Here is a 13,112-nt window from a genome sequence, read left to right on the forward strand (position 1 = left end):
TTAAGCTCCTCCACCTAAGATATGACTTCGTAAAAGCTGTTCGAGGGACTCAGCCGAATCCTTCACCATTCGCTGATAGCTTTCAGGAAAAGTATAGGGACTTCTTTTTCCAACAAGCAATACACCTTTTGGGGAGCCGTTAAAAAATAATGGCACAGCATAACAGGAAACAAGTTTTTCAGCGAGCATAATAGGATGGTCGGTTACTTTTCCAAAAATATCATTCGGAAATTCACTCACCATCATTGGACTCCCAGTTGAAATGATTTTTCCAGCGATTCCTTTTCCAAACCGGACGCTTATTCTTTGATATTTATCATTCAAGTTTCCTGTTGCATAATGCCAGCGAACATCCGGTCCCACTTCATTCTGAAAAGCAAGTGCCACAAACTCACAGCCTGCTTTCTTCAGTAATCCATCACAAATCTCCGTAACCGCTGGCAGTTCTCTTATTTCTGTCATAGGCTGGTATTCTCCTTATAGTCCATAACCTAATAACCCCTTCTTAACGGCGTACTCCACCAACTCTGGTCTTGTCTTCATTTTCAGCTTTTCCATTATATTTCCTTTATGGGTTTCAACCGTTTTTACACTAATGACTAACTGCTCAGCTATTTCTTTATTTGCATACCCTTTTGCAACGAGAGTGAGAACTTCTTTTTCGCGATCTGATAAAAGATGGAACGTATCCTGGCTGTCCAGTTTAATGCTTCCTAAATATTCTTCCATTAACCGTTTCGTGGCGGCTGGATGCAGATACGCATTTCCTAAGGAAACAGATTCAATGGCTGACATTAGCTCATCATGTGGAGCACTTTTTAGAATACAGCCTGAAGCCCCCGCCTGGATGGCTCTGAAAAGATATTCCTCATCATTGTGCATGGTTAAGATTAAGATATTCACTTCGGGCATTAGCTTTTTTAATTCAGATGTCGCAGATAACCCATCTTTTCCATGGGGCATACTTAAATCCATCACCACTACATCAGGTTTAAGCTTCATCGCCTTTTTAATGCCCTCATTTCCCTCCGAAGCTTCACCAATCACTTGCATGTCAGGATTTGAATTCAACAGCATCGTCAGACCCATTCTCACTACGGCATGATCATCAACTAAGAGAATTTTAATCAAGTTTTAACTCTCCTTCCCTTCCTAGATAGGAAGAGATATTTCAACCGACGTTCCTCCTCCTATTTTAGAGGATATTAGGCAATGTCCGCCAGTTAAAAGCATTCTTTCCTTCATTGCAGCAATTCCTAAAGAAACAGTATTCATTTCTATTTCATCTGCTGCAAATCCTCCGCCGAAATCAACAATTGAGATTTTCAATCCCGCTTCATTCCAAAGCAAACTCATTTTCACATCCGAAGTATCCGCATGTTTAGCAATATTTGTAAGCGCCTCCTGACAAACACGAAAAACAGCAACACTACTTTGCTCTGGTAATTGTTTTTCTACCCCAGTTGTTTCTAACTCTACCTGTACGCCAAAGGTTGAGGTATATAGTTTAAGATAGCTCTTTAGTGCTGGGACTAATCCAAGTGTTGTAAGAGCAGGGGGGTGAAGCTCTACCGAGAGCAATCGTATCTCAGTAATCGTCTTTTCAATCAACTGCGTCATTTCATGTAAATAGTTTTTCAGATGGTGCTGACCTAAACCTGATTCAACTAACTGTAACCCGGTATAAATACTGTATAGATTCTGGCCGACACCTTCATGAAGCTCCAAAGAAATCCGTTTAATTTCCTCTTCTTGTGCCTGAATAATATACGAACGAATTTGATGCTGTGATACAGAATTCACCATTACATTCCCCCCTGCCATTTCAGATTGCCAATGACTATATTTTTTTAAAAGTGTAAATTAAGCCGCTAATATGATCTAAAGCTGAAAACGATGCTTCTGTCTGAAGGATTTCGCTGTTAAGCGGCACTGCTAAGAAATAGATGGCATCAAAATAAAAACGGATATGTGTACCATCAGGGCAGTACTGAATCTTTTTAATTTTTTTTTGGAGTACTGGGGCCTGATCTCCACCTTTCACATCTTTAATTGCCATTTCAACGGTTGCGCCAATAAAGTGCTCTAGGTCTAGTAAATTAATGGGTTCCACAACTGTTACATCCCTTCGTTACGGGATAAATTAACATTCTGTACCCTTGCAAATACTCCCAAAATTTTGGGTCTGCATTCGTTTCAAGGAAAAGGAGAGTGTCTTCTTCGGAAGACCAGTCACTCATCCCCTTCACTTCGGCAATTACCATGTCAGCACCATCAATAGTCTTTTCTTCTAAAAACCAATTTAACCGCTTTTTACCGAACGTGTTTTTCAATACTTCATCGATCACGAAAGCAAATTCACCAGCTTGTTCACGGATAAAACAAAAGTCGAGATAGGTTTCACTAATCATTGATATTCACACCTTTTTTATAAATAAAGAATGCGGTTGGAAATAAAATGACATTGATGACTGCTGCAATAATCGTATTTGTATAATGTTCATAAAAATACTGATGAACCATATATTGTGTGGCAATAATATTTAACATTAATATAGCTAAAAGAAGAGCAACACTTACGTAACTACGCTTCATAACGCTTCACCCCTACTGCATAAACGGATCCGTTTTCTACTTTCACATAGATTTCAGGAAGCGGGCGTCTAGGAGGACCTGCTGTCGGTGCACCTGTTTCAACGTCAAATTTCCCGTGATGACATGGACAAAGCATTTCCTGCTCTTCCTTTTTCCAAAATACAGGACAACGAAGATGGGTACAAGCATTTTGGTAGGCCACATATTTCTCATCGGAAAGTCTTATTAAAATGGCGCTGTCATGCTCACCAGGAAAGGCAAATTCTACTGCATCCCCGACTGGTATCAACTTTACATCGGTTATTTTTTGCTTTGGATACTTTTTATCTCCCAGGCCGTTCAGCTCTTTTGCCGCCAATACACCCCAAGGGAGGGAGGAAACAGCGAACACCCCTGCAGCACCGACGAGCGTTTTCATAAACCCACGGCGGTCCAATTTTCGTTCATTATTGCGGTTTATATTATGTGTATAGTTATCTTCATTAAATGGGATTTTATTATTTTTATCTGTCATGGTTAATCCCTCCTAAAACAGTTTCGTGACGCCCTGAAGGATACCAGGGAGATTCACTCTAACGTTTGTTTCGCCTTCTAAGTAAGGCAAACTTGTTACCCATTTACCATTATCTAAATTAAATTGCTGTTGTTTTGCTTCAATTTCTTCATCTGTTAACCATTGCAAGGTATTTGACGGACATACGCTTGCACACATCGGAGGAATTCCGTCCTTGGTGCGGTCGATACAAAGGTCGCACTTGTACATTAGATTTTGTTCTGTATCAAACTTAGGAATTCCGTACGGACAAGCAATTGTACAGTTTTGACAACCAATGCACTTTTCAACAAGAGCCGAAAGAACAGCCCCTGTTTCATGAATTTGGATTGCTTGCGCCGGACAGCTTCTGGCACATGCTGGATCCACACAGTGAAGGCACATTAAAGGCATTGTTTGACGGTTAACTAGCGGGTTAACATCGTATACGTAGTTACGGTTACGCTCCTCATGACCACCACACTGCGTGCATGCCGCTAAACAAGAGCGGCAGCCAATACAGTTTTCAAGTTCTAGATATAACCTCTTTTTCATTTACTGCACCTTCTTTATTTCTAGTTTTTCAATCTGTGCGGCACATGCTTTAAATTCTGGCATCCGGGACATTGGATCAAGAGCGCCAATTGTTAGGAGATTAATAGATTTATCATGACCCCAGTGGTAAGGAACAAACACGGTATCCTTACGAATGGCCTCAGTTATTTTTACCTGATAATATGCCTCTCCCCTTCTGGTGAATAGGCGGACGTTTTCTTCGTGGTTAATCCCATATTTTTCTGCTGTTTCTGGATGAACTTCTACAAACGGCTCCGGGCTCATATCGCGTAAGAAGTTGATTCTTCTTGTTTGGTTCCCTGATAGATAGTGATAAACAACGCGTCCTGTTGTTAAGCGTAATGGATATTCTTCATCTGGTTCTTCTGCAGGTGGACGGTATGGAAGTGCACAAATTTTTGCTTTTCCATCTGGATGATAAAACTTTTTATCTAAGAACATATGCGGAGTTCCTGGATCATTCTCATCTTTACAAGGCCAGAATACACCATCTTGCTTTTCGATTTTATCCCAAGTAATTCCGTAATAATCAGCATAGCCGCCTTTTGAAGCTAAGCGGAATTCATCGCCAACATCTTTTGCGGTTTTTAAATGAGAGAAATATTTCCCTCTGCCCAGACGTTCACATAACTCAACATGAATTTGCCAATCTGGTTTCGATTCACCTAGCGGTTCTTGTGCCTTGTTTATTTTTATACAACGGCCTTCAAGATTTGTAACGGTTCCTTCATCTTCAGCCCAAGTAGTGGTTGGCAGGATTACATCAGCAAATTCTGCAGATTCCGATAAGTAAAAGTCAGAGCAAACCATAAAATCAAGGTTTTTTAACTGCTCACGTACGTAATTTAAGTTTGGAGCGGATACTGCTGGGTTGGAGCAAAGTAAGTACAATCCTCGAATGACTTTTTGTTCCATTAATCCAAACATTTCATACGCTGAAACGCCCTCTTTCGGCATCTCTTCTGGTTCAATCCCCCACACCTTTGCTACTGCCTTTACGTGCTCTGGGTTGGCAATTTTCCGGTAACCAGGTAGTGCATCGGCTTTTTGACCATGCTCACGTCCACCTTGGCCATTTCCTTGACCAGTAAACGTAGCAACACCTGCTTTAGGGCGGCCAATTTTACCTGTCACTAACGCCATGTTGGTGTATCCAGAAACATTATCTACACCCTTAACCTGCTGCTCAATTCCACGCGCAAACATAACGATGGCATTGGGTGCTTTTCCATAAATTTCAGCAGCACGAATGATTTTCTCTGGAGCAACGCCTGTAAGCTCACTCGTATATTCTGGTGTAAATTCCTTCACTAATTCCTTCGTCTCTTCAAAACCGTTTGTATGTTTGTTCACGAAATCTTCATCGGCATAGCCGTTTTGGATTAATAAGTTTAAAATTCCGTTTGCTAAGGCAAGGTCGGTACCTGGTCTTAAATCTAAGTGAACATCCGCCCTTCTTGCAATTGGCGTTTCCCTTGGATCGGCAACAATTAAATATCCACCGCGTTCTTGAACTGCCCATATGCGGAACATGGATGTTGGGTGACATTCTGCTGTGTTACTTCCAGCAATGAACAAACAATCTGTTTCATGAAGATCTGTCCAAGGAAGTGTTGACCCTCGATCGACTCCAAAGGATCTCATAAATCCACCAGCAGCACTTGCCATACAGAAACGACCATTGTAATCAATGTAGCGCGTTTGTAAGCCAACACGTGCGAATTTTCCAGTTAAATAGCATTTTTCATTGGTCATCGATACACCGCTATAAACACTTAGTGAATCCTTACCGAAATCATGTTGAAGCTCTTGAAACCTTTTCACGATCAAGTCATATGCTTCATCCCACGTTGCTTCACGGAAGCCTTCTTTCGTTCCTTTTAATGAAGCATCATCTCGAATTAACGGTTTTAAGATACGATCATCATGGTTAGTCTGCTGATAGGCCGTAACACCTTTAGGGCACATTTTACCCACTGTTACCGGCCAATCATAACGAGGCTCAACACCGATAATTTTATTGGTTTTTGTATTTACCCGTAAATTCATCCCGCATTGCATTCCGCAATAGCTGCAGTGTGTTTTTACGAGCGTTTCATTTGGATGAATGACATTTTCGATTTCTTTAAAAAATTTATCCCTTTGCATTCTGGTTTGCCTCCTTGACCTTCACTTGATGAGTTGCGAATCCCGAAAACCTTGAAATACGATATTTCCTACGACATGGGAGGCATAATTCAGCCAGATTAAAGCCATCTTCCATATTAAATTCGATCGCATTTACTCCCAATACATCTATAACATCACTTGACTGTTCAACAGATACAAATTGGTCGCCGCATACTTTACATTCCTTCATTGCTTGCTCACCGTAATGCTCGCGATAATTTCTTGCAAATACACTCACCGGACGGAAAGGAATATGGGCAAGTTTTCCAAAAGGTAAATAGATTAATGTTACAATGACCGAAAACTGATGAATCAGAGACATTTGTGGCTGCATCCAACCATGTAAAAATACGTTTTGAAAGGTTAATAAAAGCCCTGTAACTGATATAAATAACAATAAATAAAGTGGCAGGAAGTCGTAAATAAACTTTTGCTCTGCTCTTGCCTGCATGTTTTTTAAGCGGCGGTGCAAGGCCATACATACACCAGCTGTAACCATAATCGCTGCTATATTTAATGCATTATAGGAGAACCAAGCAATGAGTCCATCTGCTTTTACTACCATTAGGTTCATTCCCATTAACACAATGGTGTAGTAGCCGTTATCACCCATCGTGAAGTACATCCAGCCAAATACAAGCGGGAATGTTACTAAACAGGCAAGGACACACCCCCAGCCGATTAATATGTGTTGAATCCAGCGATACAAACCGCGGTTTTTAATAAAATCATAGATTGCTAAGTGATTAACGGCTGTTTTTGGGGTACTTTTTCTTTTTAATAACTTCATGCCTTTTTTTATAAAAATTTTGGTTGGCGGTCTTTCTCCCCATGCAATAAAGCGATAGAAAAATCCTCCGATAAATACGATCGTCCCCACCATATATCCGTACAGATTTAAATCTACATGTGTGAACATTCTAGTTCCGATAAAAGATAAAACAACAAGCGCGGTTACAGATAAAAACATAGATTTAGCAAATTTTGATGCAAAAGCATCATTAATGGAATGTCCTGCTTTTTTAGTTGTTGACGTATTTGCCTGCATTCTGAGTTCCTCCTCAAAAAAAATAACACTAACGATTTTCTTACTCTTATTGTAAGAAAATCATTAGTGTTCCAAATATCAGGGAACTCCCCCATCTATGGGGAAAAAAACCCTTAGAAATTCAATTTTAGACAAATCTCTGTCACATATTATTTTTCAAGTACTTTTTTCGCCATGAATTTAGGAGCAGGATACATATAACTAAAAATTGTGATAAAAACAGGACTGCATCCCAAAATACAAAACTTGTGGCCGGTTCTATTAAATTGGGGAGTGCTAACTCTAAAGCATAGAGTAATACCGGTATATAATATATTGAAATGAGCAGCAGGGTAATGGACACCCCAAGGACATAAAAGATGGAATAACCGTAGACGACATATTTTTCACCTACGAAAACTTCATCCTTATGAGATGCTGATTTTAGGAATGGAATACGATTTCGAATTTTTTGCTTCGCATTTTCCATGAGATTGTAATAGCCGGTTACATTTTCAATAACATAATATAAATCCGTCTTCATATATACACAGCACTGGTAGATCACTCTAATAAACACATCATATACGACTAAGGATATTAAACTCAGAAAAATCCCTGATGCATTTGGAAATATTAGCTTACTCATAAGCGCAGCAAACAGAATAACAGTATCAAAACAAAGACCTGCTAGATATAATACATTTCGATCTTTTCCAGGGAGTCTCCATACAGATGCCATATCAGTTTCCAGGACAACCAGGAGGAGCCGATGTCCTATTCCAAGCTTCGTGGGGAGATCGTATGCTCTCATCGCCAAAATATGACCGAACTCATGGACTAATACAAGCGAAAACGTTACACCCAAATATGCAATCATATTTATTACCATTACATCAGAAATAAACACATCTTCATAGCTAGGAATTAAGGATGGTTTAGTAATTAAAAGAATGAGGTTTACCAAGAATAAACTTACATAAATCAGTAGCGAAATCTTATTAAAAAAGAATTTTCCTATCTTTGAAGAAATCCATTGGAAGCCTAAATTCTCTTTTTCTTTGACCATTTTTTTGACCTTAACACCATCTATCTCCTCAATCAGCTCCAGCTCAAGAAGCTGTTGAGAAAAATCTAAAAGATCGACTTCTTCATCGGGAAAATTTAATTTCAGAGTCTCCTCTATCTCTCCTAGTTTTTCACCTTCCTCAATTAATTTGATGGCTTCTATACATACTTCTGGCATTTCAAAAAATTCACCAGAGGTTATATCTTCAACAATATAATGTTTTTTATCTCTGCGAATATCAATAGGAGTGATAGAAAGTCGCGATTGGAGTGTTATGTTCAACAAAAAACACCGCTCTCCTTACCAAATTAGTAATAAATAAAAGGATGCATAGCTTTCGCTTGCATCCCGCTTTATTATCGACCTACATAAACGCACCACCAGCAAGTTGTTTTAACCTTCTTAAGTTTGCGAATTTTCATTATTCCACCTCCCTAAGTAATTCCCATTTTTCTGTCCAAGGATAATTTTGATGAAATTTAATCCACTCAGGATAAATTTGTTTAAACTTATCAACTAGTACTGGATCAAATTGTGAACCCCTACCTTCAATAATTCGGTTATAAGCTTCTTCAAATGGCATCGCATCTCGATATGATCTAGATGAAGTCATCGCATCAAAAGCATCGGCAATTGCAGAAACTCTTGCAAGTAAAGGTATTTCTTCTCCCTTTAATTGATCAGGATAACCATTACCATCCCAACGTTCATGATGTGAGCGGATAACGTAAATACTATTCTGTATTCCTTCCACATTCTTAACGGCTTCTGCACCCACAACTGGATGAGACTTTATGATTTCAAATTCTTCATTGGTAAGTTTACCAGGCTTCATTAAAATTTGGTCAGGAATATTCACTTTACCAATATCATGAAGCAAACAGGCATAATAGAATGACTTTTGTTCTTCTTTTGAAAATTTTCCAATTTCATTGGCAAACATTAATGCATATTTAGCTACACGTTCACTATGTCCTCTTGTATAAGGATCCTTGAGCTCTAGAGTAGCGATAACTCCTTTTACAATTCCCTCTAATTGGTTATCGTACGAAGTGCTGATAGCACGAACATAACCTTGGAAGCGGACTAATAAAAAGAAAGACAATCCAGATAAAATTACCAGCAAGACTATTGGCACGACAACTAAAGATGTTTTTAATAATACACCGGTAGCGATGTATTTTAGTGTAAATCCAAGAGTAACTGACCAAAAGTATTTGGAATTTAAGAAAATAGGCAATGATAGAATTAGAAATATCTCTACCACATTTCCACTCTTGTATCCGTGAGTATTACCAAGAAATGAAACAATATCAACAAGGAAGGAAATAACTAAATAACTGAATATAAATACATATTTTATCCAATCTTGTTTATTTACTTTACTAAAATAATACCCAATGGGGAGTATTACCAATAACACGATATAGTTGAGATACCATATATTATTAGGGAGCCCTATGGCTTCATTCGTTTCGATATACTCTGGACTAATGTAATAGTAGAATAGATCCCAACCAACTATTAAAATATATGATATTAATAAATACCATTTAACGGTTCGTTTTTCTTCATGTGGTATCATATAATCCTCCGTATTTCTCATACATGTTTATTTATATTTCTCCATTTTTTTGCATAAAACACGATAGAATAGTATTCTTCTACATTATATCTCATTGCAGATAGGGTTGTAACCATATTATAATGCTGATTTTTGTATAATTATAGAATTTTTTTTTTCAAATTTGCGATATTGGCAGAGTTACTATAACTTTTGTCCCATGACCAAGTTTACTTTCAATTTTTAAATCACCCTTATGATCACCAATAATTTGTTTTGTTACCATTAATCCAAGACCTGTACCATCTTTTTTTGTTGTGAAAAATGGTTCCCCCAGATTTAGAATACTTTTGTCATCAATTCCGGAACCTTCATCCTGAATAGAGATATTCATCTTATTAAGGTCTACAACTTTTACCTTTATCTTTATTTTCCCGCCACTCGGCATTGATTCAATTGCATTTTTTATTAGATTTATAAGAACCTGTTTGAGCTGCTTCCTGTCACAATCAATTGGTGGTAATGGGCCTGCCATCGTTGTTTCGACTGAAACTCCCATCTTCTCAGCCTGCTGTTGAGTTATCGATAATGTATACTCAATAATTTTTTCAATACTCGCCTTTGAAAAATTAATCTCTTTAGGTTTTCCTAGATACATCAAATCATTAACAATGGAATTGATTCGATCAATTTCTTTGATCATAATTGGATAAAAATCATTTGTATTGGGATAACTTTCCTGCTGTAGCTGTGTGAAACCCTTTAATGATGAAAGAGGATTGCGTATTTCATGACCAATACCTGCTGCCATCTGACCAATCACGGCAAGTTTCTCATTTTGTCTAAGCTCTAAATGAACTGAAGTTAAAGCATTAATATATGAAGTAAACCGAGTTAATAGAAAAAAGGCTATAACAGAAAGTATACAGAAAACAATAATTGCAATTACAACAGTAGATGTTTGCAAGATTCCACCAATGATTATGTATTTTCCTATCATACATATTGAAGCAGTCCAAAAGTACTTTTTATTTACAAAGATTGGTGAGAAAAAAACAAATAACAATTCAACAATATTTCCTGATCCAAAGGGTTTGTCCGAACCCAAATAAATAACCAGACTATTTACCGTTTCGATAGCCGCATAACTAAAGAGATAAATATATTTAACAATATAAGGATTTCCCTTTTTGATAAAATAAAGCGCTACAGGAAGAAGTAGTAGAACAGCTAAATGAAAGAACAATCCAAAACCTTCATTAGGTGCACCGATCTCTCCCTCTTTGGTATAAGAAGGCATCAGATAGTAATAATAAAAATCATATGCAAAGAAAAAAATATAAAAAAGTACTAGAAAAAATTTTATTGTTTTTGTTTCTTCCAAAATTAAATTAGGATTTATAATGGTTTCTTTCATTCCTGTTTCCTCTCTTAGGACATACATTTAATATAAATTCAAATTATCTCCTACTATTCTACCACCTTTTTTAAAATATGCTTCCAGTTTTTTTGGAAATTCGATGAAATTCGACAAATTTCATCCAAATAGAATGGACTTGCAAGCTAGGCAAGTCCTTCTAATGATTCAAACCACTCCCCAGAGCGTGAAGCGATTAGAATTAATTTGCGAAAAACAGCATTCCCTGTTACTCCTATCTAAAAAACGGGTTGTTTTGCACTGGGACCCACCATTCAGATTGTTCTAGTATCCCTGCTAGCGAATATAACAGATTTTCCCTTCCTCTTGCTGCCATGAACTGTACACCTACTGGCAGACCAGATTGCGAGTGGTGTAAAGGTACTGTCATTGCGGGTTGACCGGTTAAATTTGCTAGCTGTGTAAACGGAGTTCTTTTTAAGTTGTTTTCAGCTACCTGTTCAACAATTCCAAGTTTTTTCAAGGCTCCTCCAACACCGAGTTTTCCTGCAGCATGCATAGCAAGTTTCTCTGTTTTACTTGGTTCAAGCTCGCCAATTTCAGCTGGCGGCATGGCAGTCGTAGGTGTTAAATATAAATCATAGGTCTCATGAAAGCTTTCCATCGCCATCGCTGCTTTATCCCATTCTCTTATACTTAAGACGAATTCCTCAGCAGATGTAGCCTTACCCACTAACCCGATAATCCAAGTGGTCAATTCTACATCATTCATTGTCACTTTTTTGCCAAGGATATCATCAAGGGACGCCAATTGCGCAGCAACCTCACCGAAATACATCGTTAAGTAACTATGGGCAAGGCTTTTTCCGTCAGTTGGTGCAGCCATTTCCACAACGTTATGTCCTAGTCCATCTAAATATTTTGCCGTTTTATACACTGCCTCCTTACATTCGGGGTGAACCTCTGTTCCGAGGGGTGACTGAACAGTAAAAGCGATCTTTAATTTTTGATTTATTCCTTTGTTTACTTGCTCGAGATAGTTCCCATCGAAAGGGAGAACATGAAAAGCTGCTCCTTTCTCATAAACACTTATAGCATCTAGCATGGCTGCACTGTCCCTAACGGATCTTGATAGGATTAAATCAACGGACGCACCTCGCCAGTATCTTCCATAAAATGGACCCACTGGCGTTCTGCCTCTCGTTGGTTTCATGCCAAATAACCCACAATAAGCTCCAGGAATACGGATTGAACCTCCACCATCATTTGCTCCAGCAATCGGAACCATTCCACTGGCTACGGCTGCAGCGGAACCGCCACTCGAACCACCAGGAGTATAGTTGAGATTCCAAGGGTTTCTTGCTGGTCCATAAATAGCAGGTTCGGTAATTCCCATCAAAGCAAATTCTGGGATATTCGTCTGTCCAAGAAAAACCGCACCGGTCTTCCTCACATTCTTAATGTAATTGGAATCTGCTTTTGCTCGATAGTTTTGATACGCTTTTGACCCTAACGTAATCCTTTCTCCCTCAATTTCCTGTGCTATGTCTTTTACCAGCATCGGTACCCCGGCAAAGCATCCTTCGAGATCTACATTCTCTGCCATTTTTTCTGCTGATAGGTACAATTTATTAATTACAGCGTTTAGTTTAGGGTTATCCTCTTCGATGGTTTTTATCGCTTCTGCTAAAACTTCCTTAGGATGTAGTTCTTTCATTTTTATTAATTGTGCCAGGCCAAGACCATCATAGTCTTTATAGTTAAAACCTTCCACTTTCCCTACACCTCACTTTTTAACTCTTCATTGATTATATTTCTACTAACTATTCTCTTATTCCTTCAAAGTAATATGCATCTCTATCAAAACAACCACTTGACATCTTTTAAAAATACGTGTATTATAAATGTTTGTGCTTAACATACATGTAACTTGTAATAGACGAGATAACGCAATGTAAGAATTTAATTCTGGCATTCTGCTTATGTTTTAAAAGTAACACTATTCACACTGGATCGGCTTCGGAGCCGTAAGGATGTAAGAGAGGTAGGGCTTACGTCGTTTAGGTATAAAACCATCAGGTGGAACAGTAACCGCGGCAAATTGGTCTTTTAATACCATTTATTATATATTAATTTTTACCTTGCAATGGCTGATCATCGAAACAACCATTCACAAGTTACATTTGTGATCTACATGGATCA

Annotated in this window: 14 protein-coding genes; all 14 read right to left on the reverse strand. The window is 38.3% G+C overall.

The features are described 5' to 3' along the window. The 14 genes from BLR86_RS09395 to BLR86_RS09460 all read right to left on the reverse strand — a co-directional run bounded on the left by BLR86_RS09395 (position 1) and on the right by BLR86_RS09460 (position 12,684). Positions 1-462 (reverse strand): GAF domain-containing protein, encoded by a 462-nt coding sequence (locus tag BLR86_RS09395; protein ID WP_090760643.1) that lies wholly within the window; start codon positions 460-462, stop codon positions 1-3. A gap of 15 nt (positions 463-477) precedes the next feature. Next, positions 478-1,131, reverse strand: coding sequence for a response regulator (locus BLR86_RS09400; RefSeq protein WP_090760644.1), 654 nt, complete (start codon positions 1,129-1,131; stop codon positions 478-480). A gap of 21 nt (positions 1,132-1,152) precedes the next feature. Further along, positions 1,153-1,806 carry a sensor histidine kinase gene (locus BLR86_RS09405; RefSeq protein WP_090760646.1) on the reverse strand — a complete coding sequence of 218 codons (654 nt, stop codon included), beginning with the start codon at positions 1,804-1,806 and terminating at the stop codon, positions 1,153-1,155. A 34-nt stretch (positions 1,807-1,840) separates the two neighbouring features. After that, positions 1,841-2,113 (reverse strand): hypothetical protein, encoded by a 273-nt coding sequence (locus BLR86_RS09410; protein WP_090760648.1) that lies wholly within the window; start codon positions 2,111-2,113, stop codon positions 1,841-1,843. Beyond that, complete coding sequence (locus tag BLR86_RS09415; protein WP_090760650.1) at positions 2,100-2,411, reverse strand: hypothetical protein; 312 nt, start codon at positions 2,409-2,411, stop codon at positions 2,100-2,102. The genes BLR86_RS09410 and BLR86_RS09415 overlap by 14 nt, the downstream gene beginning before the upstream one ends. Next, positions 2,404-2,595, reverse strand: coding sequence for a hypothetical protein (locus BLR86_RS09420; RefSeq protein WP_090760651.1), 192 nt, complete (start codon positions 2,593-2,595; stop codon positions 2,404-2,406). Before BLR86_RS09420 ends, BLR86_RS09415 begins: the two co-directional genes overlap by 8 nt. After that, entirely contained in the window at positions 2,585-3,109 is a 525-nt protein-coding gene (locus BLR86_RS09425) for a Rieske (2Fe-2S) protein (protein WP_090760653.1), read from the reverse strand. The genes BLR86_RS09420 and BLR86_RS09425 overlap by 11 nt, the downstream gene beginning before the upstream one ends. 12 nt (positions 3,110-3,121) lie before the next feature. After that, positions 3,122-3,682 carry a 4Fe-4S dicluster domain-containing protein gene (locus BLR86_RS09430; protein ID WP_090760655.1) on the reverse strand — a complete coding sequence of 187 codons (561 nt, stop codon included), beginning with the start codon at positions 3,680-3,682 and terminating at the stop codon, positions 3,122-3,124. Beyond that, positions 3,683-5,851: a molybdopterin oxidoreductase family protein gene (locus tag BLR86_RS09435; RefSeq protein ID WP_090760657.1), complete on the reverse strand. Its 2,169-nt coding sequence runs from the start codon at positions 5,849-5,851 to the stop codon at positions 3,683-3,685. Further along, entirely contained in the window at positions 5,838-6,920 is a 1,083-nt protein-coding gene (locus tag BLR86_RS09440) for a hypothetical protein (RefSeq protein WP_090760659.1), read from the reverse strand. Before BLR86_RS09440 ends, BLR86_RS09435 begins: the two co-directional genes overlap by 14 nt. A gap of 142 nt (positions 6,921-7,062) precedes the next feature. Next, a complete protein-coding gene (locus tag BLR86_RS09445; RefSeq protein WP_254782287.1) occupies positions 7,063-8,253 on the reverse strand; it encodes a hypothetical protein in 1,191 nt (396 codons plus the stop codon). A gap of 136 nt (positions 8,254-8,389) precedes the next feature. Continuing rightward, positions 8,390-9,574, reverse strand: coding sequence for an HD-GYP domain-containing protein (locus BLR86_RS09450; RefSeq protein ID WP_254782288.1), 1,185 nt, complete (start codon positions 9,572-9,574; stop codon positions 8,390-8,392). 136 nt (positions 9,575-9,710) lie between these two features. Then, on the reverse strand, positions 9,711-10,949 hold the full coding sequence (locus tag BLR86_RS09455) for an ATP-binding protein (protein WP_090761091.1): 1,239 nt from the start codon (positions 10,947-10,949) through the stop codon (positions 9,711-9,713). Between the two features lie 235 nt (positions 10,950-11,184). After that, positions 11,185-12,684, reverse strand: a complete 1,500-nt coding sequence (locus tag BLR86_RS09460; protein WP_368086774.1) for an amidase family protein — start codon at positions 12,682-12,684, stop codon at positions 11,185-11,187. Positions 12,685-13,112 lie beyond the last annotated feature (428 nt).

This window comes from Bacillus sp. OK048 (assembly GCF_900103525.1).
In the GTDB taxonomy this organism is placed as follows: domain Bacteria; phylum Bacillota; class Bacilli; order Bacillales; family Cytobacillaceae; genus Neobacillus.